Raw genomic sequence first — 24,753 nt, forward strand, 5'->3', positions numbered from 1 at the left:
GAGACACCCGCATGCGACTTGAGAACACCTTCCACGTCCCTCTCCCCGTCGAGGAGGCGTGGGCCCTGCTGACCGACCTGCCCAGGATCGCCCCGTGCCTGCCGGGCGCGCACCTCGACGAGGTCGTGGACGGCGAGCACCGCGGCGGCCTGTCCACCAAGATCGGCCCCATCACCGCCAAGTACCGGGGCACCGCCCGCTTCGTCGAACGCGACGACGTCGACCACCGGGGCGTCATCGAGGCGCGCGGACGCGAGGAGCGCGGCAGCGGCACCGCCGCCGCGACCGTCACCGCCCGGCTCCGTCCCGAGGACGGCGGCACCCGGGTGGAGGTCAGCACGGAACTGGCGATCAGCGGTCGCGCCGCCCAGTTCGGCCGGAGCCTGCTGGCCGAGGTCAGCACCATGCTGATCGACCAGTTCACCGCCCGCCTCGAAGCGCTGATCAAGGACGGCGCCGCCGCGCCCGCCGAGCAGGCCGAGCAGACCCTGGACGTCGGCACGACGGTTGTCCTGCCGCTGCTGCGCCGTGCCGCCGTCCCGGCCGCCGCCGCCGTGGTCGCCGGTGTCCTCGGCTACCTCCTCGGCCGCCGCAACGCCTGCCAAGCCTTTCCGTTCCCGGCGAGGAGCGCACGTACCTGATCCGGAGTTCGGCCGAGCTCGGCGCGCAGCACCCGGGTGAAATGGGCCTGGTCGCTGAAGCCGAGCTCGTACGCGAGGCGGGCGAGATCGGTCTCGCCCGCCTCGATGCGCTGTAGGGCGCGGCTGATCCGGACCCGGTTGCGATACCGGGTCACGCTCATGCCGATGTGGTGGCGGAACGTCCGGCTCAGATGGGACGGCGAGGTTCCCAGCGACCGGGCCAGCGGGACCAGCCGGTCGCTGCAGGGCTCGCCGGACACGATCGCCTCCCGCGCCAGCCGGGCCAGCTCAGCGCGTCCGGGACCAGGGGACGGGGTACGGCGCCACCGGCCGCGAAGGGCCAGGTCGAGCAGGGCGAGGACCGCCTCGTCCATGCCGCCGGCATCGGCGCGGAGGAGGAGCCGGTGGGCCAGCTCCAGGCGGGCGTCCACACGGATCTCGTGGGACGTGGGCGACCGCACCGCGTCGTCCAGCCACGGCTCGGTGGTGAGGGCGTGCCCCTTCAGTGAGATCGACGTGCACACGTCGCCGCCCGCGGGGTGCGCGAACCGCTGGATCGCGCCCGGTCCTTGCAGGTAGCCGGTGGTCGGGTCGGCGGCGAGCGTGCGTCCCTCGGCGTCCATCCTGAACCGGCCCCGCCGCACCAGGACCATCTGGACGCCGCCCGCGGGTTCGGGTTCGGACCAGCCGGTGTGGTCGTCCCGGCACACGACCTCGTGGACGGCCACGTCCGGGGTCGTGACCAGGGCACGGCTTGCACGCATGAGTCGCACCTTATCCATGCCCTTGTACCCGCATATTTCGTCAAGACCGGGCGGCGCCGCGGCCCGCATGCTGCGGCCATGCCTACCACCCGAACCTCCGCCCTGGGCTCGGCCCGGATGCTGGCCGTGCTGCTCACCGGGCAGGCGATGGCGTCCATGGACGGCTCGATCGTGTCGGTGGCCGCGCCCGCGATCCGCGAGCGACTCGACGCGGGCGGCACGGCGATCCAGCTCATCGTGTCCGGCTATCTGCTCACGGCCGGGGTGCTGCTGGTCACCTGCGCCCGGATCGGCGACGTGATCGGGCATCGCCGCGCGTTCCTGTACGGCCTCGCGGGCTTCACCGCGGCCTCCCTGCTGTGCGGGCTGGCGCCGAACGCGCCCGTCCTCGTGCTGGCGCGCGTCGCGCAGGCCGCCGGGGCGGCGATGCTGGTCCCGCAGGTCTTCGCGTTGATCCAGGCGTCCTGGGACGGGGCCGCGCGGCGCCGCGCGATCGGCCTCTACAGCATGGTCCTCGCGCTCGGCGTCGCGCTGGGCCAGCTCGCGGGCGGCCTGGTGGTCGGCGCCGATCTCCTCGGCCTGGGCTGGCGCCCCGCCTTCCTGATCAACCTCCCGGTCGGTGTGGTGCTGTTCGTCGCGGGATCCCGCGTCCTGAAGGACACGGACGGCGGGCATGCCAGGCCACGCCTCGACCTGCCGGGCGTGGGGCTGCTGACGGTCGCGATGGCCGCGACCGCGACGCCGCTGATCTTCGGCCCGGACGCGGGATGGCCCCTCTGGGCGCGGGTCTCGCTCGGTTGCGGGGCGGCGCTGCTCGCGCTGTTCGTCCGGTACGAGAAGCGGCGGGGCGACCAAGATCGTCATCCGCTGCTCGACTTGGCGGTGCTGCGGCCTCGCGGGGTGAAACCGGGGCTCGCCGCCTGCTGGATCATCATGGGCTGCTACACCGGTTTCCTGCTGTGCCTGACCGTGCACCTCCAGTCGGGCCTGGGCTTCACCCCGCTGGAGGCGGGCCTGGCGTTCGTCCCGTACGCCGTGGGGTTCGGGTCGCTCAGCCTCACCTGGAACCGCTTCCCGGAAGCGGTCGGGAACGCGCTGCCCGTCGCGGGCCCGGTCGCGTTCGCGGCCGGTGCGTCGTTGCTGGTGTGGTGGGCGTCGGACGGCTGGCCCGGTGCCGGCTCGGTCCCGTTGCTCCTGCTGGCGGGGGCGGGGCACGCCGCCGGGTACAGCCCGCTGATCGCCCGCGTCTCGTCCTTCGTGGACGCCCGCCTGGCCTCCGCCCTGTCCGCGCTCAACTCCACGGGCCCGATGCTGGCCGGGGTGATCAGCGTCGCGGGGCTCGGGAGCGTGTACTTCGCCGCGCCGTCCTCGTCCACAGGGCTGTGGAGGGTGACCGCCTCGATGGCCGTCCTCCTGCTGCTGGGCGCGGGTTGCGCCCTGCGGTCGATCCGGGGCAAATCTGGCGTTTCTGAGCAGTTCGGCCAAAGTTCACATGTACCAGTGGGATGTTCCCAAGGCAAGGCGTGATTTTTCGCATTTCCACCGTTATGATCACCGCGGCCACTCCCGAGATGTACGGAGGTCCGCATGTCCTTACACGTTGATCCGATGTCGCGGCGCCGGTTCCTGGGCTGGGGCGGGGCCGGCGCGGCCGCCGTCCTGCTCGGCACCGGCGCGCTCGGCGGCACCGCAGCGCACGCCTACACGCTGCGCAAGTCGGGGCTGTTCTCGCTGGGCATCGCCTCCGGAGACCCGTCCCCCGACGGCTTCGTCCTCTGGACGCGGCTCGCGCCCGACCCGCTGGCCCCCGACGGCAAGGCCGGGATGCCCGACCGCCGGATCAAGGTGGAGTACGAGGTGGCGCGCGACGAGCGCTTCACGAAGGTCGTCCGGCGCGGCGCGGCCGTCGCCACCCCCGATCTGGGGCACTCCGTCCACCCCGAGATCTCCGGGCTCGCCCCCGGCCGCGAGTACTACTACCGCTTCCGCGCCGCGGGAGAGATCTCACCGGTCGGGCGCACCCGCACCCTGCCCGCCGCCGGGTCGCTGCCGCGCGAGCTGAACTTCGGCATCGCGTCCTGCCAGGCATGGCAGGACGGGTACTTCACCGCCTTCGACCACATGGCCGACGAGGACTTCGACCTCATCGTGCACCTGGGCGACTACATCTACGAGTACGAGATCACCAACAACAACCGGCGCGGGGTGACCGTGCCGCCGCAGTTCGGCACCGAGACGTTCGGGCTGGACCGCTACCGGCTCCAGTACTCCCTCTACAAGAGCGAGCAGCCGCTCCAGAGGGCGCACGCCCAGGTCCCGTTCATCCACACCCTGGACGACCACGAGGTGGTGAACGACTGGGCGGCCGACACGGTCATCGCCGGGCGGAACCCCAACCCCGACCCGGCCGAGTTCGCCGCCCGCAAGGCCGCCGCCTTCCAGGCGTTCTACGAGAACCTGCCGCTGCGCCGCGCCCAGTTGCCGGCCGGGCCGAACATCCGGCTGCACCGGCGGATCGCCTACGGGCGGCTCGCCGAGTTCACCATGATCGACACGCGTGGCCACCGCGACATCCAGGCGTGCTCGTACGGCGACGGGACGGGCCGCAGCAACTCCTGCGACGAGCGTTTCGACGCGGCCCGCACCATCCTGGGCGAGCAGCAGCGCCGCTGGCTGCTGAAGGGCCTGGCCAGGTCGCGGGCCCGCTGGCAGATCCTCGGCAACCAGGTCCCGATGGCCCAGACCGACTGGGATCCGAGCGAGCGCACCGACGTGTGGCTCGACCCCTGGGACGGCTACGCGGCCGACCGGAACAAGGTGCTGGCCGCCGCCCAGAAGGGCGGTGCCCGCAACCTCGTGGTCATCAGCGGCGACCGCCACCAGAACTACGCCGCCGACCTGAAGGAGAACTTCGACGACCCGGACTCGCCCACCGTCGGGGCCGAGTTCGTCGGCACGTCCGTCACCAGCGGCGGCGACGGAGCCGACATCGACGACCTCGGTCGTCTGTTCCTGTCCGCCAACCCGCACCTGAAGTTCTTCAACGCCCAGCGCGGCTACATCCGGGTCAACCTCGACCGGGAACGCTGGAGGAGCGACTTCCGCGTGCTGCCGTACGTCACCAGGCCCGGAGCCCCGGTCTCGACCCGCGCGACCTACGTGGTCGAGGACCGGCGCCCCGGAGTCCAGGAGGGCTGACACGCGTGGAGGGCGGCCCCTCGGGTCGCCCCGGGCCGCCCTCCACCGGACCTCACATCACAGGCCGGACTCGGCCGTCAGCAGCGTCCTCCCCGCGTCGTCGGTGAGGATCAGCTTGGCCTGGCCGCCGGGGGCGACCTTGCCGTCCAGCTTCACCGCGGTGTGGGCGCCGGCGGTGAAGTTCTCGGTGTCGATCGTCCGTCCCGTGGAGACGTCCACCAGGGTGGCGCGCAGGCGCTGCCCGATGTCGGTCGGGAACACCCGCCCGCGCACGTTCCCGGACGCGTCGACCTTGACGTCCGCCGCGCCGTGGGCGGTGGCGTTGGTGATGTCGCCCAGGTCCATCGTCGGCAGGTAGGTCTCGGTCCACGAGAGCGTCTGCCCGGCCTTCAGCGTGGCGGGGCTGAAGAACTTGTCCGACGCGCCCGCCCACAGCTCGATGTAGGGGCGGGCGGAGTTGCCCTTGCTGTACGGGTTGGTGTCGAACGAGGCGTTCTGGCCCCACTCCCACAGCTTCAGGCCGGGCGTCTTCTTGTTGTCGCCGACGCGGACGACGCCCTCGCTGTTCTCGTGGTTGACCACGCCCCACCAGTCGCCCTGCGGCATCGTGGCCAGGTCCTGGCCGTAGGCGATGCCGCTGCGGTCCCACTCGGACATCTTCTTGAGCGTGTCGAACTTGAGCATGCCGTCACCGGGCTGCCCGGCCGGCTCCTCCTTGTCCTCCATCCACCGGTAGCCGGGGTCCCGGTAGATCTTCTTGACCGGCGACACGATCGACATGGTGGGCGAGCCGTCGTAGGTGTCCTCGCCGGGCGCCAGCGTGGTGCACGTCCAGTACTCGAACTTGCGGTCCTGGTCGCCCGGGTTGTGAAGGCTGACCGTCATGTCGAGGGTGGGCCGCTTGGCGTCCAGCGCGTAGGTCACCGCGGTCTTGATGCCCGTGGCGCCGTAGACGTACCGGGTCGGCTTGTACGGGTAGTCGACCGTGTCGGTGTTGGTCATGGTGATGGCGAACGTGTTCTTGCGGCGGTCGATGCTGAAGTCCCACGGCACGTTCCAGTACTTGCCGTGCTCCGCCTCGGTGAGCGTCGGGAACACCCCGCCCCACACCATCAGCCAGTTCTGGTAGAACGGCGAGTTGCCCGGGGTGCCGGGCGGCGTGCTGGAGTGGCCGTACGGGGTGCCGACCGGGTTGAGGTAGAACAGGTCGTGCCCGGTCGGCTTGTAGATCATGGAGAGCAGCCGGGCGCCGTACCCGGGCGCGAACGTCGCCTTGACGTACTTGTTCTCCACCACGACGGTCTTGATGGTCTGGCCGACCACCTTGTCGAAGACGCCCTCGCGCCGGACCGAGACGCCGTCCTCGCTCACCGTGTAGTCGTACCGCTGGAAGACGGTGGTGGCGTGGGTGTCGACCTTCAGGTAGTCGGGCGCCTTCGGGTCGAAGTCGTCCCCGGGCTTCTTGAACCGGCCCGGGATGGCGACGCGGGTGTCGCCGGTGGACGTGCTCGCCGCGCCCGTGACGTCGATGAGCGCGCCCTTGTCCACCGCGACGGAGCCGTGGCCGCCCGGCTTGAGCCGGTGGCCGCTGTCCAGCCGCACGACCAGCGTGGTGGCGTCGGGGAAGTACGCCGCGTCCGAGCGCAGGGCCTGCGCGAAGGGCACGCCCCCTTCGGTGGTCAGGCCGGGGAACCGGAGGAAGCCGCGCACCTCGTCGTCGGTGAGCGTGGCGCCGCTGATGCCCGTCACCGTCTCCTTGACGGCCAGGTCCTCACCGCCGCTGCGCACCTTCGCGATCCGCCGCGTGAAGCGGATCGTGATCTCGTCGCCCTTCTCGCCGGCCGTGGCCCCGGCGATCCGCGCGGGCGCGTACGCGCCGCCGCCCGCCCGGACGTCCGACTCCACCGCCTCGGCGGCCGTGCCGCCGCTGCCGGTCAGCCGCAGCGCGGGCGCCAGGCTCAGCCGGTACGCCGCGCCCCGGTCCAGGTCGGCGCCGAAGAACAGCCGGTAGGTGCGCTGGTCGGTGCCCGGCACGTGCTCCACGTACACCGGGTGGACGGTCGTGTCGCCGTCCTTCAGCGCGATGTCGGTCTGGCCGTAGGCGCCGCGCGGCATGCCCGACCAGATGCTGGTGCCGAAGGTGACCTCGACGGTGCGGGCGTCCCGCACCGCGGCGGACGCGACCGCGACGGGCGCGGCGTCCTTGGCGGTCCCGCGGAAGGAGATCTCCGCCGTGGACGTTCCCGGCAGCACACCGCCGTCGGCGGCACGGAAGAACAGGTCGGCGAGCGTGTCCTGCCCGCCGTCGAACCGGATCTTGTAGGTGCGGTCCTCCAGGCGGGTGTCGCCGCCCAGGACGACCCGCAGCGTGCGCCGGTCGGGGGTGTCGACCGGGCGCACCGTGGTGCCCGCGATCTGCGACAGCGGCTGCCCGTCCAGCGTGATGTACTGGCCCGCGTACGCGGTGTTGGCGGCCGTGAACTGGCGGATGTCGTCGCCCAGCGCCTTGTTGAACGTGATGTCGATCGACTTGTCGTCACGCGCGGAGACCTTGGTGACGCGCAGCGACGGCTTGGCGGAGTGCTCGGCCGGCTTCGGCGCGGCCAGCACGGGCGCGGGCAGCGCGACGGCGGTCCCCCCGGTCGCGGCCAGGGCCAGCGCGGTCACGAGTGAGGCGCCACGCATCCGGTTCCTGCTCATCGTTCTCATGGGTGTTTCTCCAGTCCCTATTTCTTCGGGATGTAAAGACGGATGTCGGTCAGGCTGGCGCTGCCCTCGTACACGTTGGTGTAGAGGTCGCCGATGACGAAGTAGTCGGGGTAACCGGACCCGGCGGGCCATTGGTCGGGCCATTCCCGGGTGCCGTTGTGGTCGTTCTGGACGAGGGTGTTGTTGAAGCGCCCGTCGTACTCGCTGGGCTTCTGGTTGTAATGCCAGATCGGCGCGTTGCCGACGATGAACGGGCGGTGGAAGCGCAGCTTCTTGTAACCGACCCGGGCGAAGTCGCCGGCCGCCTCCAGCGTGTAGCCGGTGGCGTCACGCTCGATCGCGAAGGTGTACTCGGTGTTCGGCATCAGCTCGGGCTGGAGCTCGGCCGCCGAGGAGAGCTGCTGCTCGGCCACGCCGCCCGAGCAGCTCGTCATGAACCACTGCGAGTTGCCCGCCAGGCCGCCCTTGCCGGGACGCCAGTTCGGCAGCCCGCTGATCCACATGTTGACGGTGTTGAAACTGCTGTCGCGGTAGTTGTAGTACTCGCCGGTGTTCGCGTTGCAGACCCGCCCGCCGGTGCCGTCGCCGACCCGGTCGGGATGCTGCGCGAACCCGTCCATCAGAACCTTGCGGCGGTAATGCCAGAAGTGGTTGTTGCGCGGTGCCGGATTCGCGAAGTCGACGATCGACAGGTAGTGGAACCCGTTGTATCCGTACCGGCCGGCGCGCACGTCCTGCCATTCGCAGTACGGGGCCGAGGCGTCGCCCTCCCAGCCCGGACTATTGGAGCCCTCGCCCCACGGGTGCTGGGTCTTGCAGCCTTCCTTGCTGTAGCCGTTGATCCGGCCGTCGTACTCGATGGTCCCGTTGCGCTTGCCGCCGAAGTCGATGGTGGTGAGCTTGTACTCGATCCGGTACCGCTCCGGCAGCTTGTTGGTCGGACGGAAGATCGCGCCGCCCGTGTGGTCGGGCACCTTGATCTCCGCCACCTTCCGGCCGTTGGGCAGCGTCCGGTTGGTGATGGAGGGCGGCGCCTCGATCCGGCCGTCCTTGTTCCAGTCCCTGGCCGACAGCGACGCGGTCAGCCAGCCGTCCTTGCCGACCCGGAACTCCTTGCGGTACGTGGCGAAGGAGTTCAACTGCTGCTCCCACACCGGGCCGTAGTCGTTCCGGTACCACTCGCCGTTGTCGTCCATGACGGTGTCGAACGGGTCGTCGTAGGCTTCCCGGATCCACGGCGCGTCGCCCAGCGGCTTGGTGAAGTCCTCCGAGTAAAGGAGTTTCCAGCCGGGTTGCGGGCCGTGTCCCCCGCGGTCGGCGCTGGCCGGCATCGCGCCGCTCAGCGCGGTGGCGCCCAGGACGCCGGCGGTGAGGGCGGCGCACACCCTCCTTCGTCTGCCGGTCGGGATGGGAATGGTGCGCTTGCGCATGAATCCTCCTCCTTGGGGGGTGACGGGAGAATCTGACAAGGCTTCGCCCTGGGTCCGGCCATGACGGACGGACCCGGCGGGTGGTGGGTCGGTGGGTTATGCCGTGGCGGCCACTCGCGCGATCTCGTCGGCGGTCGGATACGAACGCGCGCACCCCGGATACCGGCAGGACAGCGCCGCCGCGATGACGGCCGTCTCCAGCGCCTCGGCGGGCCCGGCGCCGGCCAGCCGCCGGGCCAGGTACGTCCCGGTCAGCGCGTCGCCCGCGCCGGCGGTGTCGACGACCCGCACCGGGGGAGAGGCGACCCGGTGCTCCGCGCCGCCGGTCAGGACGAGCGCGCCGGCCGCGCCGTCGGTCAGCACGATCTCCCGCGGCCCGTCCCCGAGCGCGTCCCGGACCCGGTCCGGCTCGTTCGTCCCGAGCAGCGCGCGGGCGTCCTCACCGGACAGGACCACGATGTCGGCGGCGCGGGCGAACCGCAGGCCGCGCTCCGGGTCGGGCCGCAGCGACGGCCGGTGGTTGACGCAGAACGTCACGGTGACGCCCCGCTCCCGGGCCAGGTCCGCCGCCCGTTCGGCGGCACGGGCGGACGAACCCGAGATCGCCAGTGAGATGCCGCTGGTGTGCAGCGCGTCGGCGCCCTCCAGCAGCCCCCCGTCCACGTCCTCCTCTCCGAGCAGCGACGCCGCCGAGTTCGACCTGTAGTAGTGGAAGCGGTGCTCACCGGCCCGCACCGCGTTGACGTACACGCCCGTGGGAGCCGAGGCGTCGACGGTGACACGGTCCACGTCGACGCGGGCGCGCCGCCAGAAGTCCATCAGCAGCCGGCCGGGTGCGTCCTCACCCACCCGGGTGAGGAGCCGCGCGGTGGCACCCATCCGCGCGGCCATCACCGCCACGTTGGCGACGTCCCCGCCGAACCCGCGGCCGAGGTAGTCCGGCGGCAGGTCGCCCCGCACGCCGACCTCCAGCAGCCCCTCGCCGACGGCGACGATGACCGGCTTGTCCCCGCTCAGAAAAGGCTCCGTGGGTTGTGGTACTGCGCGACGTTGTCCTTGGTCACCACGGGGGCCTCCAGCGGCGTGTCCTTCTGGGGCGTCGCGCCGGCGAGGATCGCCATCATCCGGTTGAGCCCGGCGCGCCCGATGGTGTCGGCGTTGTTCACCGCGGTGGCGGCGTAGTTGGTGCCGTTCCTGATGGCCTGCAGCGCCTCCTTCTGGCCGTCCACGCCGACCAGGAACATCTCGTCGCTGCGCCCGGCGTCGCCGATGGCCTTCTGCGCGCCCAGGCACATCGAGTCGTTCTCGCAGAACACCGCGTCGATCGTGCTGTTGCGGGCCAGCAGGTTCTCCATCACCTTCAGGCCGCCGTCGGAGCTCCAGCCGCCGAAGTCCGGCGCCTCGATCACCTTGATGCCGGGCGACTGCTTCAGCACGCTCTTCAGCCCGTTGGTGCGGTCGAGGCCGATGGTGTTGTCGGCCGGGCCGCCCTTGATGATGGCCAGGGTGCCGTTGCCCTTGAGGCGGTCGACGATGTACTTGCCGTCGTTCTGCCCGCCCTGGGTGTTGTTGGGGCCGATCCAGCTCGTGTACTGGCCGCCGGCGAACTTGCGGTCCACCAGCACCGACGGGACGTCCTTCTGCTTGATGGCGTTCATCGCGGCGGGCGCGGCGTTCAGCGGGCCGCCGGAGATGATGACGCCGTCGACGTTCTGCGTGAGCAGGTTGTTGATGTCGCTGGTCAGCTTGTTGGCGTCGCCCTGCGCGTCGGTGGTGATCAGCTTGACGTTGGTGTAGGTCTTGGCCTCGGTCTCGATGGCCTTGGACATCGCGATGAAGTACGGGGCCTGGAGGCTGAAGTTGGCGACACCGATGGTGATCTGCTTCTTGGCGCCGCCGCCGGACTCGTCGTCCGAGCCGCCGCAGCCCGCGGCGAACGTCAGGGCCAGCGCACCCGCCAGCGCGCAGCCGACGATTCTTCTCATGGTCGTTCCTCCGGTCGGGGGTGGTGAAAAGGTGGGATGAGAGGAGGCGCTAGGTCTCCTGGCGCTCGCCACGGCGGGCCAGGATCGCGACCGCGATGATCAGTCCCTTGAGCACCTGCTGCCAGTAGCTCTGCACGTCGTACAGGCTCAGCAGGTTGTCGATGAGGCCGAGCAGGACCACGCCGGCCAGGGTGCCGCCGATGGTGCCGCGACCGCCGGCCAGGCTGGCGCCGCCGATCACGCACGCGGCGATGGCGTCCAGCTCGAAGCCCTGGCCGACGCTGGGCTGCGCGATGCCGACGCGGGACGCGAGGATCACCCCGGCCACCCCGGCGCACAGCCCCGACAGCGCGTACGCCAGCACGATGTGCCGCTGCACCTTGACGCCCGCGAGCCGCACCGCCTCCCGGTTGCCGCCGATGCCCAGCAGCGCCCTGCCCGCGGGGGTCCGGTTGATCAGCACCCAGCCCAGCGCGAACAGCACCAGCGTGATGATCGTCGCGATCGGCACCGGGCCGAGGTTCTCCGCGCCGAGGGTGAGGAAGTCGGGCGTCGTCGGTGTGATCGGCGTCCGCGAGTAGACATAGGTGAGCCCGCGGAAGGTGGTCATCGCCGCGAGCGTCACCACGAACGGCGCCAGCGAGTACCGGGCGATCAGCGCGCCGTTGATCGTCCCGCACAGGACGCCGACGCAGATCGCGGCGAGGATCGCCACCGGAAGCGGCAGCCCCTCCACGAGCCCGGCCGACAGGATGCCGGTGAGCGCCACCACCGAACCGACCGACAGGTCGATCCCGCCGGTGAGGATCACGATCAGCATTCCCAGCGACAGCAGCCCGGTGGTGACCATCTGCCGCAGCAGGTTGGTGAGGTTGCCCTCGGTCAGGAACGCGTCGTTGGTGACACCCGAGACCACGATCACCACCAGCGCGGCGGCGACCAGCCCGAGGTTGGTGTACGGGACGCGCCCGCCCAGACCCTTCCGCGCGGCGGCGCCCGCGTCGTCCTGGGCGTCCGCCACCGTCTTCACTTCACTCATGCGTTCTCCTTGTGGGGGGACGAACTCTTATGGGGGGACGACCCCCCATGCCCCCCGGCGGAACCGCACGACCGCCCTCCGGGCACTCGGGCGGTCGTGCCCCCACGCCCCCCGGACAAGACGGCGGCATGAACTCGCTTCGCTCGCTCATGCCGCCACCCCCACTGAATGCGCCAGTACCTCGTCCTCGGTGGTGTCGGCCGAGCGGACCTCGGCGACCAGCCGGCCCTCGCGCATCACCAGCACGCGGTCGGTGGCGCCGATCACCTCGGCCAGGTCGGAGGAGATCAGCAGGATGGCCACGCCGTCCCGGGTGAGCTCGTCGATCATCCGGTAGATGTCCACGCGGGTGGCCATGTCGACGCCCCGGGTGGGCTCGTCGAGGATCAGCACGCGCGGCCGGGTGAGCAGCCACTTGGCCAGCACGACCTTCTGCTGGTTGCCGCCGCTGAGCCGGCCGACCGGCATCGTGGGGCGGGGCGGGCGGATGTCCAGCCGCTCGATCATCCGCCGCACGGTGCCGTCCCTGCGGCCGGGGTCCAGCAGGCCGTGCCGGCTCACCTGCCGCATCGTGGCGAAGGTGGTGTTGTCGGCGACGTTCATGCCGAGCACCAGTCCGGTGTCCTTGCGGTCCTCGGTGACCAGCGCGACCCCGGCCGCGATCGCCTCGCTCGGCGTGCGGAAGCCGATGGGCCTGCCGTCCAGCTCGATCGTCCCGGTGTCGGGGCGGTCGGCGCCGAACAGGCAGCGCGCGACCTCGCTGCGGCCGCTGCCGACCAGCCCGAACATCCCGACGATCTCGCCGGCGGCCAGGTCGAACGACACCTCGCCGAACGCCCCGTCCCGGCCGAGATCGCGCACGGACAGCAGCGGGGCGCCGGGCGCGGGCTCGCGGTCCGGGTAGATCTGCTCCAGCCGGCGCCCCGCCATCAGCGTGATGATCTCGTCCTCGCTGGTACGGGCGGGTTCCAGGGTCTCCACCACCCTGCCGTCCTTGATCACGGTGATCCGGTCGGCGATCTCCATCACCTCGGCCAGCCGGTGCGAGACGTACAGCACCGCGACCCCGCGCTTCCGCAGCGCCCTGATCAGGTCGAACAGCCGGTCCAGATCGGACCCGGCCAGCACCGCCGACGGCTCGTCCAGGACCAGCAGCCGGGGCCCGCCGGCCAGCGCCTTGGCGATCTCGACCATCTGCCGGCGCGCCACCGACAGCCTTCCGGCCGTGGCGCGGGGGTCGATGTCGGTGAAGCCGATCTCGTCCAGCAGCGCCCGGACGCGGGCGTGCGCAGCGCCCCAGTCGATCATGCCGCGCGTGGTGGGCAGCGCGCCCAGCAGCACGTTCTCGGTCACCGTCAGCTGCGGGACGAGGCTGAGCTCCTGATAGACGGTGCGGAACCCGCGGTCGTGCGCGTCCTGCGGGCTGTGCAGCCGCAGCGGCTCGCCGTCCAGGACGATCTCCCCGCCGTCCAGCGGCGCCGCGCCCGCCAGCACCTTGATGAGGGTGGACTTGCCCGCGCCGTTCGCGCCCGCGATGGCCAGCACCTCGCCGCCCTCGACGGTCAGGTCGACGCCGTGCAGCACCTCGACGCCGCCATAGCCCTTGCGCAGACCTTTGAGTTCCAGCCTCATGACAGGGCGTCCATGACGATGATGGTCTTCTGCTCGGTCATCTCCAGGAGCGTGTCGTGCAGTCCTTCCCGCGCCCCACCCGTCAGCTTGGGCCCCCCGAACGGGAGGTTCTCCGCGCGCAGCGCCGTGGAGCCGTTGATCACCACGCCGCCGACCTCCAGACGGCTCGCCAGGCCGAACGCGCGCTGCACGTCGCGGGTCCAGATCGCGGCCTGCAACCCGTACGGGGAGGCGTTGGCCAGCTCCACCGCCTCCAGCGGGTCGCCGACCCGCAGCAGCGGCGCGACCGGGCCGAAGATCTCCTCGGCCACCGCCTCCTCCTCCGGCGCGACGTCCACCAGCACGGTCGGCGGGACGAACGCGCCGTCGCGCGGGCCGCCGACGACGGGCTTGGCGCCGCCGCGGACCGCCGCGTCCACCGCCTCGGCCACCGCGATCGCGGCGGGCTCGGTGATGAGCGGCCCGATGTCGGTGGCCTCGTCGAGCTGGTCGCCGACGACCAGTTCCCGCGCCTGCGCCTCCAGCGCCTGCGCGAACTCGTCGTACACGCCGTCCTCGGCGTAGATGCGCTTGACGGCGCAGCAGATCTGGCCGTTGCCGCGGGCGAGCCGTCCCAGCACCACGGCCTCGGCGGCGCGTTCCACGTCGGCGTCCGCGCACACGATCAGGGCGTCGTTGCCGCCCAGCTCCAGGTGCGTGCGCTTGAGCGTTCCGGCGGCCAGCTCGGACAGGGCGCGTCCGGCGGCGGTGCTCCCGGTGAGGCTGATCATTTGCACGCCGGGCGTGGACGCCAGGAACCGGGCCAGCTCCGGTCCCCCGGGCACGAGCCGGTGCGCCTCGGCGGGCACACCGGCCCCGGTCACGATCCCGGCGATCTCCATCAGCGTGAGCGGGCACTTCTCGGGCGGCTTGACCAGCACCGCGTTGCCCGCGGCCAGCGCCGCCGCGGCCTTGTGCGCGTACAGCTCGACCGGGTAGTTGAACGGCACGATCGCCGCGACCACCCCGAGCGGTTCGCGCACGGTGACGGCCAGGTGCCGTTCCAGGCCGGGGACGGCGTCCAGCGGGATCTGCCGTCCGAAGATCCGGGTCGCCTCGCCGGCGAAGCCGCGGAAGATCCGGATCGCGGCGGCGACCTCCTCACGGGTCTGCCGGATCGGCTTGCCGTTCTCGGCGGCCAGCGTCACGGCCAGCTCGGCGGCGCGCCGCTCGATGCCGTCGGCGACGGCGTTCAGCATGCGGGCCCGCTCGTGCGCCGGGGTCGCGGCCATCGCGCGGCGCCCGCGCTGCGCCGCCTCGACCGCCTGCCGCGCCTGTTCTTCGGTGAGGACCGGCATCTCGCCCAGGAGCGCCCCGTTCCCCGGGTTGTGGACGGGCAGGCTCCCGTCGGTCGGCTGGTTCCCCAACATCGGCTCCCCAAGCTTCGTGCTATGCGTTCTGCTACGTGAAACAGCATCTCGTGTTATAAAACAACCGGAACATTAAGTCTGGGGGTGCACGCTGTCAATGGGCGAAGATCGGATCGATGACCGCCCGGGTTCCGCCGCCGGCGAGCAGCGGCGGGGCGGACGCTCGTCCTCGGCGGGCAACGCGGTGAGCAAGGCGCTGAACGTCCTGGAGGCCGCGGTGGCCGGAACCGGTCCGCGGCGGCTGGCCGACATCGCCGCCGACTCGGGCGTGCCCAAGGCCAGCGCGCACCGCATCCTGGCCGCGCTCAACGAGCTGGGCTTCATCGCGAACGAGGGCGACGGGACCTACCGCGCCGGCACCCGCATGCTCGCGCTGGCCGAGGAGGTCAGGGCGATCGGCGGCGCGGGCGTCGGGGAGATCCTGGCGGACCTGTCCGCCGAGGTCGGGCAGACCGTCCACCTCGCGCTGCGCGGCGGCGACCACGCCGTCTACGTGCACAAGGTCGAGGCCGACCAGCCGTACCGGATGGCCTCGCGGGTGGGCATGCGGCTGCCGCTGCACAGCACCGCCATCGGCAAGTGCGTGCTGGCCCACCTGCCCGAGCCGGAGCTTGCGGCGATCATCGCCAGCGCCGGGATGCCCGCCAGGACCGACCGCACCATCACCGACCGGGCCCGCCTGGACGAGGAGCTGGCGCGCATCAGGGAACGCGGCTACGCCATCGACGACGAGGAGAACGAGCAGACCATCCGCTGCATCGGCGCGCCGGTGTTCGACCGCGGCGGCGCCGTCGCGGGTGGCGTGAGCATCTCGACGGTGACGTTCATGGTGCCGTCCGAACGGCTCGTCTCGTACGCCCCCGCGCTGCGCGCCACGGCCGCCAAGCTCGCCGCGCTCTGGTGAGTCCGCGCCCGGCTCTTCCCGGCCGGTTCGCGCAAGCCCGCTTCGGGACGTGCGGCGGCTCCGTATCATCGCGTGCGTGCGCCGGAGGTACAGCTACCGCAACGCAGTGATCCTGCTCGGCGGCGAGAGCGCTCTCTCCGGCCTCCTCGACAAGGTCTCCGCCATCGCCCTGCTGGGCACGGGCTCGTTCGACCTGCTGGACGCGCGCATGGAGGCGTCCAAGCTGGCCGACTCGTTCATCAGGAACCTGCGCGACCGGGTCAAGGGCCTGGCCAGGTACGACCGGACCGACCGCCTCATCGCCGCGCACGGCGTCGTGGTGGTCACCTCCTACTTCGAGGCCCTGGGCGACCTGAACCTCCGCGTCGCCCGATCCCTGGACGAGCGGGATCGGGAGAGGCTGGTCGACCGGGATCCCGTCGGCCACTGGGTGGAGCAACTGATCGCCGCCGAGCTTCCCGTGCCCTCCCCGCAGAACCCGCACGAAACGCTGCTCGACAAGATCGGGCAGCTCTACCGGCGCTTCTCCGCAGATCTGCTCGCGCTGGTCTCCGGCCTTGAGCTGTGGAGCCGCTGGAACGCGACCGAGCGGGGCCGGGTGAGACACGAGCTCGGGGAGACGCTTCCCATCGCCGCCCTCCGCCGCTACGAGGAGCACTTCCGCCGGCTCGTGGCGGATTTCCCCGAGGTCGAGTGCTGGGTGAACCTCTCCGAGCACGAGGCCACGCGCCGAACCGTCCGCCAACTCCAGGAAAGCCTCTCCGGCCTCCAGGACCGGCTCGTCCGGATCACCTCGGGACGCACGCCGTCCGACCGTCTCGGCGCCCTGATCCGCGAGAGCAGGGCCGCGCTCTCCCGGAAGATCATTTCGGCGGACGAGGTCCCCGAGGGCCTCGCGATCCCGATGCTCGGTCAGGCGTACGTCAACCCCGGCTTCAAGCTCCTGCCCTCGGGGAGCGGCGACCGGCGGCCCGCCGACGAGTCGGTCTGGGAAGACGTGGCGCGCCGCGACGACCTCAACGACTTCCTGTCCGGGTACCTGACCCTGCCTCAGGCCACGCAGGCGCCGCTGCTGATCCTCGGCCAGCCGGGCGCGGGCAAGTCGGTGCTGACCAAGATGCTCGCCGCGCGGCTGCCGCCGGGCGACTTCCTGCCGCTGCGGGTCGAGCTGCGCACCGTCCCCGCCGACAGCGAGCCGCTGGGGCAGATCGAGCACGCGATCAGGGACGCCCTGGACGAGCCGATGCCCTGGCCCGAACTCGTGCAGGCCGCCCAGGGCGCGCTTCCCGTCGTGATGATGGACGGCTTCGACGAGCTGCTCCAGGCGACCGGCGTGAGCCAGAACGGCTACCTGGAGAAGATCGTCGAGTTCCAGGAGCGCCAGGCCGAACGCGGACGCCCGGTGGCGGTCATCGTCACCAGCCGCACCGCCGTCGCGGACCGCGCGCGGGTGCCGAGGGAGACGCCGGTGCTCCGCCTGGAACCGTTCAGCCCGGAACAGGTGGACCACTGGACCGAGATCTGGAACCGGTGCAACGAGCGCTACTTCGCCGAGCATGGGCACCAGCCCTTGTCGCCCGACGACGTGCGTGCCGTCCCCGATCTCGCGAGCCAGCCCCTCTTGCTGCTCATGCTCGCGCTGTACGACGCGGACGCCAACGCGCTCCGGCAGGCGCGCGGTCATCTCGACGAAGCCGAACTCTACGAACGGCTCCTCGTCTCCTTCGCCAAGCGGGAGGTACGGAAAGGCGGCAAGGACCTGGGGGACGCCGAGCTCACCCGGTCGGTCGAGAACGAACTACGCAAACTCGCCGTCACCGCGTTCGCGATGTTCAACAGAGGGCGCCAATGGGTGACCCAGGAGGATCTGAACGATGACCTGAACGCGCTGAAGGTGGTCAAACCCGTGACCGCTCGCGAGACCGGCGACTTCCGCCGTTCGCTGTCGGCGGCCGAAAGCGTCATCGGCGGGTTCTTCTTCGTCCACCGCGCGCAGGCGCTGCGCGACGAGCAACGTCTGAACACCTACGAGTTCCTGCACGCCACGTTCGGCGAATATCTGGTGGCGCGACTGGTCGCCCGTGAGCTGGCCCAGTTCGCGGAGGAACTGGAGTTCGCGCGGCTGCACGACCGGTTGGACCGCCGCCCCGATGACGCCTTCCTGCACGCGCTGCTTTCGTTCGCGGTGCTCACCACCCGGGCCAACATCACCCCGTTCTTGCGGTACGGGATCGCGAAGAGGGTCCCCGAGGACAAGAGGGATCTCTTGCTGGAGTACCTCTGCGAGCTTTTCGCCGGCTCCCTGGAGACCCGCACGGAGAACACCTTCGGAGACTACCGCCCCGTCCATGCGCTCGCGCCACGCGGATACGCCGTGTACAGCGCCAACCTGCTGCTTCTCTGCGCCGTCGTGACCGATCGGCCACTGACCGGAAACGAATTGTTCTGTACCGACGACGCGGAGGACTCGTACGCCCGGTGGAGTTCGTGCAGCGGACTGTGGGAGTCGCAGTTCGGAGGGGAAGAATGGGCATCGCTGACACGCACCTTCACCCCCGGGTATCCAGGAGGCGACGAACCCCCTGCGCTGACGCTGCGTATGGATGATGTCGATGCTGTCAGGGTCAGCACGCTGGATCCGTTCCTCCGGCTGCTGAGCGACGGGAAGGATGCGGTGATCCCGCTCGATGCGGGATCGTACTTTCGAGAGGTTCTCTTCGGCCTTAGAATTTCGCAGATCAATTTTCTGCTGGCCTTGCTGCCCTATCTGAAATATATCGACCCGACGATGGTCGGCGAAGATTTTTTTGCCGGCCCTCCTAGAATAAGGCATTCCGCTGGAAGCCTTCTGGAGGTGCTTCTGGCTCCCGTCGAGGACGTGGAGGAAAGGGTTCGGACATACGAGGACGCCCTCTTCTTCATTGGAAGGTCGAGTGTACGGTACGGCGATCTGGTCCTGAAACAGATGGAGGAGGATCTCGACCTCATCCCCGCTGAGCGCCTTCTCCGGGCGTTGGATGAAACGTTCCTTCCTTCCAAATTCGGTCGGCAGCAGCTTCACACCCTCCAGCGGCTGCTCCGGCGGCTCGTGGACCGGGCCGACGTCGATCCCGATCGCCTGCGTGAGGTGCACGACAGGGTGACCCGGGCCATCCGCCAGGAAGAGTGGATGCCCGGCGAGTGAGGGCGGCCGATAGCGGTCGTCTATTCGGAGTCGTGCCCATCGGGGTTGACCTCCCGAAGCCTTTGGCGCTGGACTGGTCATCGCCGTTGTTCGCGGCTTTCCATGGCCAGCTCCCAGCGATTCGGCGAGTTCAGGCGTGACCCTTCACGGGGCAGGGGGACATCGGATGGACGGCTGGCGACTGCACGGGTACACCGAGGTCGGTGAGCTGGGCTCGGGGGCGCAGGGACGGGTGGTGCTGGCCCGGCGGGACGGCACCCGCGGCTATGTCGCGATCAAGTACGCGGCGGCGGACGGGAACCGCGTGCCGACCCGTGACGAGGCCCGTCTCATGGCGGCGGTCGACGACGAGCATGTGGCCCGCTTATACGAACTCGTCGAAGGCCCCGGCGGCGTGGCGATGGTCATGGAGGCGGTCGAGGGCGTCTCACTGAAAAGGCTGCTGCGCGAGCACGGCTCCCTCGAACCCGAGGCCGCGTTGCTCGTCCTGAAGGGGTCCCTGCTGGGGCTGGCGGCGGCGCACGAGGCCGGCATCGTGCATCGCGACTACAAGCCCGCGAACGTGATCGTGCGCCGCGACGGCACCAGCAAGCTGATCGACTTCGGGCTGGCGACCCCGGCCGGGCAGGGCTCGCTGACCGGGACGCCCGCGTACATGGCGCCCGAGCAGTGGACCGGGGCGCCCGCGTCGCCCGCCACCGACGTGTACGCGGCGACCTGCGTGTTCTACGAGTGCGTCGCGGGCGGGCCGCCGTTCACCGGGGACAACCCGATGGCGCTGATGGCGCAGCACACCAGCGCGCAGGTGCCGATCGGGGCCGTGCCGGTGGCTCTGCGCGAGCTGGTGGCGCACGGGATGGCCAAGAACCCGGAGGCCCGTCCCGCGACGGCCGCCGAGTTCCTCCGCGAGCTGGAGGCGGCGGCGGTGGCCGAGTACGGCGAGGACTGGGAGCGCCGCGCCCTGGCCATGCTCGCGGGCGCCGCCTTGGCGCTGGCGGCACTGTTCCCGCAAGCGCTCGCCACCGGCACGGCGGGGAGCGCGGTCGCGGGCGGCGCGATGGGCCGGAGCACCGTCCGCGAGCTCCTGCGCGGTGGACGGCACACCGTGAAGAACCTCAGCAGGCTCCAGATCCTGTCCGGGGCGGCGGCGTTCGTCGTGGTCGCGGGCGCCACCACCGCGATCGTTCTGGCCGGTGTGGGGGACGACTCCCGCGACCCGATCGCCCTGACCAAGCCGAGCCCGTCGGCGGCGCCGACCGTTCCCGTCACGGCCCCGTCGGGCACGCCCACGCCCAGCCCGTCCGCTTCCCCGGCGGAGTCGCCCACGGAGCCGCCGCAGGCCACCGAGCCGCCGCAGCCCACCGCCCCGCCCCAGGGCACGGAGCCACCCCAGGGCACGGAGACGCCCCAGGGCGCGGAGACGCCCCAGGGCGCGGAGACGCCCCAAGGTCCGGGGACCTTCGGGGCGCCGGAAAGCCCGGCTCCGGGCGCGACCGCGCCGCCCCCGCCCGTGACGCCGCCCTGCCCGGAGGTGACGCAGGCGGCGCAGACGATCGGCCCGGTGACCACGGGCGGCACCGCGTCGAAAGCGATCCCGATCCAGTGGAGCGGCTGCTACGACGCGTCCGCCATGCGGATCACGGGTCCCGCGGCCTCCGCGTTCAAGATCGCCGGGACCACCTGCCCGCCCGCGTCCGGGACGTCCTGCACGGTCACCGTCACCTACACCGCGACGGCCGGGTCCACGGCCACCGGCGCCCTGATCATCCCGGCGCGGGACGGGACGACCGCGGTGACCGTCCCGCTGACCGGCCCCGTCCCCGCCGACTGCGTCCCGATCAGCCGCACGGAGGATCTCGGCGCGGTGCCGGTCGGGCGGTCGGTCGAGCGCGAGTTCTCCTACCCGTGGCTGATCTGCGACAACGAGGCGGCCATGCGGGTCGAGGGCGGTGCCGGGCAGTTCTCGGTGACGCTGACGAACTGCCCGCCCGAGGGCACCAGCGGTCCGTGCTTCTACCGGGTGACGTTCTCCCCGAAGAGCGCGGGCGCCCACTCCGCCAAGATGATCATCCCGAGTGACGAGGGCGGACACGCCGTCGAGATCACCCTCACCGGCACCGGCACGGATGGAGGCGAGGATCCCAGTAACCAGAACGGGACGGACCAGGCCCCGGCGACCGGACCCGCCCCATCCGGGGACACGGATACGGCCAAGCCGAAGCCGTCCCCGTCAGGCCCGGACCCGCAGCCGCAGGACCCCGCGCCCGAGCCGTCCCAGCCCAAGCCCGCCGAGCCCGAGCCCGAACCCGAGCCGGTGCCGTCCACCATGCCGCCGCAGAAGGAGGTGGAGTCGGCCGTCCAGCCCTTGAACGCCGAGGACGGATGAGCGCAGGGGACCTGCCGGCCGCGGCCTGGCCACGGGAACCGGGGGACCCGGCGGCGTTCGGCCCGTACGAGGTGGTGGGCTCGCTCGGCGAGGGCGGGATGGGCCGGGTGTTCCTCGGCCGCGCCCGGGACGGAGCGTTCGTCGCCATCAAGGTCGTGCGGGAGGAGCTGGCCGCCGACGAGGAGTTCCGCCAGCGGTTCAGGCGGGAGGCCGGTGCCGCCATGCGAGTCCCCAGGTATTGCACCGCCGAAGTGCTCGCCGCCGACCCGGACGCTCCCGAGCCGTACCTGGTCACCGAGTTCATCGACGGCCGGACCCTGGAGGAGGCGGTGCGGTCCGGCGGCCCGCTGCGCGGCGCCGACCTGGACCAGCTCGGTGTCAGCGTCGCGGCGGCGCTGGTGGGCATCCACGGCGCCGGGATCGTCCACCGCGACCTCAAACCGGCCAACGTGCTCCTGTCGCGGGTCGGGCCGAGGGTCATCGACTTCGGGTTGGCGGGCGCCGCGGACGCGACCCGCCTCACCCGCGACGGACGGATCCTCGGGACGCCCGCCTACATGGCCCCCGAACAGCTCCAGGGCCGTCCGGTCCCCGCGTCGGACGTGTTCGCGTGGGGCGGCGTGATGCTCTTCGCCGCCACGGGCGACCGGCCGTTCGGCGGCGGCACGCTGCCCGACATGGCGATGCGCATCATGCAGGACGCGCCGGACCTCACCGGGCTGACCGGGACGTTGCGCGCGGCCGTGGCGGCGGCGATGAGCAAGGATCCCGCCGAACGGCCCTCCGCGGCAGGGCTGCTGGAACTCCTCGGGGTGAACGCGTCGGGCGACATGCTGCGCACCCGCGTCGACCAGCCCGTCCTGCCCCTTCCGGCCGCGCACGCGGTCCCGGCCACGGGCACACCCCACGGACAGGCGCCTCAGGACGGGACGACCCAGCCGGGCACGGCCGTTTCCGAGCAGCCGACGACCCCCGGGCGGTTCGAGGACGAGGGCTCGCTGCCCGGCGACTGGCGGACCACCTGGACGCCGCCGCCGTCCCGCACCCTCAGGCGCCGCCGCAGGAGGAGGCGCGCGCTGTCCCTGGCCACGATCCTGCTGAGCCTCGCCGTCATCGGCGGCGCCGCGGCGTGGACCGTCCTGCGCGACCGTCCGGCCGAGCTGGTCGTCACCGGTGTCAGCGTCCGCGCCGACCGGGCGAAGGCGGGGTGCGACGCGCACGTGGAGGTGACCGGGACCATCACGACCAACGGCGAGCCCGGCCGGATCGTCTACCAGTGGCAGCGCAGCGACCAGCCCGGTCCCGACCCGCCGCTCCAGCAGGACGTGGGGGAGGGACGCGACACCGCCACCGTCCGCCTCGGCTGGGACATCAAAGGCAAGGGGACGCGGGCCTTCACCGCGACCCTCATCGTCTTGAACAGCCCCACCGCGCAGGGGTCGGCGTCATTCGAGTACTCCTGCAAGGGCTGACCACCCGCACTGGGGTTACTCGTCCACCCAGCGGTGCTTCTGGGCCAGGGCCAGGATGCCGTCGCGCAGCCGCAGCATTTGCGTGCCGGTCAGGTCGGGGCTGCGTTGCAGGAACAGCTCGGTGAGCTCCTGCCGGAACTCGCCGGGGGTCAGCACGTCGCACAGCCCGTCGTCATTGAACGGGACGGTGGAGCGGGACGGCTCGGCAGCGGTGGTCGTGCGGGCGCCGCCGCCCGCCAGCCGCACCGCGAACGCCTTGGGCCCGCGCTCGCCCTCCATCGCCTCGAACTCGACGGCCGTTCCGGGGCCGAACGCCGACTTGTCGTCCCCGAGATCATTGGCGTGCACGAACACATCCTGCCCGCCGTCATCGGGGACGATGAATCCATAGCCCCGCACTTCGTCGAATCGCAGAATTCGTCCCGACCGCCGCACCATCGTCCCATCGACCAAAGCAATCCCCGGCCGCCGGCGCTCGCTCGTCCCCTGGAGCCGCCCGCGGCTGCTACCTAAGACCAGACGCAGCCTAGCACCTTGTCAAGGGTGCGGTGTCCTGCGCAAGCACGCCTTTGCCGCTTCCTTCACCACCCTTCCGGCGGATGCCGAAATGGTCGATCTGGCCCCCGATGCGCACACGGAAACCCTGGACCACGCCGCGGAGCGCTCCCCGCGGCGGTGATCATTTCGCTCGCCGGTCCGGGACGACTAAGCCCGCCGGAAAGCCCGCCGGTGGAATTCCGGAAATGGCGGCATGGCCGTTCGCGGCCGGTCGGCCGGGACGGCGCGGCGGCGGCACGTCCCCTCGGCGCGGTAAGGGACGAGCCGCCGCCGTCGCCGGGCCCCGAGCGGGAAGGCGCCCGGCGACGGTGCGGCCCGCCCCGGCTCGATCCTGCCAGGTCAGTGCCTGCGGCCGCTCTTCAACGCGGCCAGCGAGGCGAAGTACGCGGGCTTCTTGGCGTAGTTCTCGTCGAAGACGAGGGCGGCGCCCTCGCCGCGGAAGAAGTCCGGCACCCACGAGTACTTGTCCGTCACGCCCCACAGCGTCACGCCCCGGCAGCGCCGGACGGCGACGCACGCGGACACGACCTTGGTGTAGTCGGCGGCCTGGGCCGCCAGCTTCTCGGGAGTGGGCGGGGTGGGCATCCGGATGTCCAGCTCGGTCACGTACACGTTGACGCCCAGCCTGGCGAACCGCTCCATGTTCTGCCGGATGTCGGACGGGACCTGCCCCAGGATGAGATGCCCCTGCATGCCGACGCAGTCGATCGGGACGCCACGGCGCTTGAAGTCCTTGACCATGGCGTACACGGCGTCGCTCTTGGGGTTGATGCCGTCGATGTTGTAGTCGTTGTAGCAGAGCTCGGCCTTGCGGTCCGCCTTCCGGGCCGCCTTGAACGCCTCCTCCAGATACTCCTCGCCGATGACGTTCTGGAAGATCGTGGCCCGCCGCGCCGCCTGCGGGCTGTCGTCGAACGCCTCGTTCACCACGTCCCAGGACCGTAGCTGCCCGCGGTAGTGCCCGGCCACCTTGGCGATGTGGCGGCGCATCACCTTGAGCAGCTCGTCCCGGTCGGTGATCTCGTTCACCCAGGGCGCGAGCTGGCTGTGCCACACCAGCACGTGCCCGTGGACCCGCATGCGCTCCTTTTTGGCGTGCCGCACCAGCTCGTCGGCGGGAGCGAAGTCGAACTGGCCCGGGGCCGGTTCGGTGGTCTCCCACTTCATCTCGTTCTCGGGCGTGAGCTGGTTGAACTCGCGGTCGAGCGTGGCGCGGTAGGCGGCCTCACCCATGTGGACCACGGTGGTGGCCGCACCGATGTCCCGGCCCGTACGGGCGGCGGCGTCCTGCAACGTGCGCGGCGCCTTGTGCCGGTGGTGGCCGTCGTGCGCCGAAGCGGTGGCCGCTCCGCCCGCCATCAGGCCGGCGGTGAGCGCGCCCGCTCCGAGCACCGCGATGAGCGCTTGCTTCATGGACGTGTCCTCTCTCGGGAAATGGGAGC

Annotated in this window: 17 protein-coding genes; 7 read left to right on the forward strand and 10 right to left on the reverse strand. The window is 71.3% G+C overall.

What is annotated here, in order from left to right:
• Window positions 1-11: 11 nt before the first annotated feature.
• Window positions 12-641 carry an SRPBCC family protein gene (locus tag ACGWYJ_RS01080; protein WP_395103550.1) on the forward strand — a complete coding sequence of 210 codons (630 nt, stop codon included), beginning with the start codon at window positions 12-14 and terminating at the stop codon, window positions 639-641.
• Here the strand turns inward: ACGWYJ_RS01080 and ACGWYJ_RS01085 are convergent.
• Window positions 575-1,405: a helix-turn-helix transcriptional regulator gene (locus ACGWYJ_RS01085; RefSeq protein WP_395103551.1), complete on the reverse strand. Its 831-nt coding sequence runs from the start codon at window positions 1,403-1,405 to the stop codon at window positions 575-577. The genes ACGWYJ_RS01080 and ACGWYJ_RS01085 overlap by 67 nt on opposite strands.
• 78 nt (window positions 1,406-1,483) lie before the next feature.
• Between ACGWYJ_RS01085 and ACGWYJ_RS01090 the strand changes: the two genes are divergently transcribed.
• A complete protein-coding gene (locus ACGWYJ_RS01090; protein WP_395103552.1) occupies window positions 1,484-2,932 on the forward strand; it encodes an MFS transporter in 1,449 nt (482 codons plus the stop codon).
• A 60-nt stretch (window positions 2,933-2,992) separates the two neighbouring features.
• Window positions 2,993-4,603, forward strand: coding sequence for an alkaline phosphatase D family protein (locus ACGWYJ_RS01095; protein WP_395103553.1), 1,611 nt, complete (start codon window positions 2,993-2,995; stop codon window positions 4,601-4,603).
• Window positions 4,604-4,660: 57 nt separating this feature from the next.
• On the opposite strand, the gene ACGWYJ_RS01100 is transcribed toward ACGWYJ_RS01095, so the two are convergent.
• The 7 genes from ACGWYJ_RS01100 to ACGWYJ_RS01130 all read right to left on the reverse strand — a co-directional run bounded on the left by ACGWYJ_RS01100 (window position 4,661) and on the right by ACGWYJ_RS01130 (window position 14,807).
• On the reverse strand, window positions 4,661-7,312 hold the full coding sequence (locus ACGWYJ_RS01100) for a hypothetical protein (RefSeq protein ID WP_395103554.1): 2,652 nt from the start codon (window positions 7,310-7,312) through the stop codon (window positions 4,661-4,663).
• 17 nt (window positions 7,313-7,329) lie between these two features.
• On the reverse strand, window positions 7,330-8,742 hold the full coding sequence (locus tag ACGWYJ_RS01105; RefSeq protein WP_395103555.1) for a hypothetical protein: 1,413 nt from the start codon (window positions 8,740-8,742) through the stop codon (window positions 7,330-7,332).
• 96 nt (window positions 8,743-8,838) lie between these two features.
• Window positions 8,839-9,702 carry a sugar kinase gene (locus ACGWYJ_RS01110; protein WP_395103556.1) on the reverse strand — a complete coding sequence of 288 codons (864 nt, stop codon included), beginning with the start codon at window positions 9,700-9,702 and terminating at the stop codon, window positions 8,839-8,841.
• 53 nt (window positions 9,703-9,755) lie between these two features.
• Window positions 9,756-10,727 (reverse strand): substrate-binding domain-containing protein, encoded by a 972-nt coding sequence (locus tag ACGWYJ_RS01115; RefSeq protein WP_395103557.1) that lies wholly within the window; start codon window positions 10,725-10,727, stop codon window positions 9,756-9,758.
• Window positions 10,728-10,776: 49 nt separating this feature from the next.
• Window positions 10,777-11,766, reverse strand: a complete 990-nt coding sequence (locus ACGWYJ_RS01120; RefSeq protein ID WP_395103558.1) for an ABC transporter permease — start codon at window positions 11,764-11,766, stop codon at window positions 10,777-10,779.
• Between the two features lie 147 nt (window positions 11,767-11,913).
• On the reverse strand, window positions 11,914-13,398 hold the full coding sequence (locus ACGWYJ_RS01125) for a sugar ABC transporter ATP-binding protein (RefSeq protein ID WP_395103559.1): 1,485 nt from the start codon (window positions 13,396-13,398) through the stop codon (window positions 11,914-11,916).
• Window positions 13,395-14,807 (reverse strand): aldehyde dehydrogenase family protein, encoded by a 1,413-nt coding sequence (locus ACGWYJ_RS01130; RefSeq protein WP_395103560.1) that lies wholly within the window; start codon window positions 14,805-14,807, stop codon window positions 13,395-13,397. Before ACGWYJ_RS01130 ends, ACGWYJ_RS01125 begins: the two co-directional genes overlap by 4 nt.
• 97 nt (window positions 14,808-14,904) lie before the next feature.
• On the opposite strand from ACGWYJ_RS01130, the gene ACGWYJ_RS01135 reads away from it, so the two are divergent.
• The 4 genes from ACGWYJ_RS01135 to ACGWYJ_RS01150 all read left to right on the forward strand — a co-directional run bounded on the left by ACGWYJ_RS01135 (window position 14,905) and on the right by ACGWYJ_RS01150 (window position 22,753).
• Window positions 14,905-15,711, forward strand: coding sequence for an IclR family transcriptional regulator (locus tag ACGWYJ_RS01135; RefSeq protein WP_395103561.1), 807 nt, complete (start codon window positions 14,905-14,907; stop codon window positions 15,709-15,711).
• A 76-nt stretch (window positions 15,712-15,787) separates the two neighbouring features.
• Window positions 15,788-18,895 carry an NACHT domain-containing protein gene (locus ACGWYJ_RS01140; RefSeq protein ID WP_395103562.1) on the forward strand — a complete coding sequence of 1,036 codons (3,108 nt, stop codon included), beginning with the start codon at window positions 15,788-15,790 and terminating at the stop codon, window positions 18,893-18,895.
• Window positions 18,896-19,061: 166 nt separating this feature from the next.
• Window positions 19,062-21,281 carry a protein kinase gene (locus ACGWYJ_RS01145; protein WP_395103563.1) on the forward strand — a complete coding sequence of 740 codons (2,220 nt, stop codon included), beginning with the start codon at window positions 19,062-19,064 and terminating at the stop codon, window positions 21,279-21,281.
• Entirely contained in the window at window positions 21,278-22,753 is a 1,476-nt protein-coding gene (locus tag ACGWYJ_RS01150) for a serine/threonine-protein kinase (RefSeq protein WP_395103564.1), read from the forward strand. The genes ACGWYJ_RS01145 and ACGWYJ_RS01150 overlap by 4 nt, the downstream gene beginning before the upstream one ends.
• Before the next feature lie 15 nt (window positions 22,754-22,768).
• On the opposite strand, the gene ACGWYJ_RS01155 is transcribed toward ACGWYJ_RS01150, so the two are convergent.
• On the reverse strand, window positions 22,769-23,191 hold the full coding sequence (locus ACGWYJ_RS01155) for a cold shock domain-containing protein (protein WP_395103592.1): 423 nt from the start codon (window positions 23,189-23,191) through the stop codon (window positions 22,769-22,771).
• A gap of 459 nt (window positions 23,192-23,650) precedes the next feature.
• On the reverse strand, window positions 23,651-24,724 hold the full coding sequence (locus ACGWYJ_RS01160; RefSeq protein WP_395103565.1) for an endo-1,4-beta-xylanase: 1,074 nt from the start codon (window positions 24,722-24,724) through the stop codon (window positions 23,651-23,653).
• Between the last annotated feature and the right edge of the window lie 29 nt (window positions 24,725-24,753).

Origin of the sequence: Actinomadura sp. SCN-SB (assembly GCF_043906805.1) — a bacterium.
GTDB lineage: Bacteria > Actinomycetota > Actinomycetes > Streptosporangiales > Streptosporangiaceae > Spirillospora.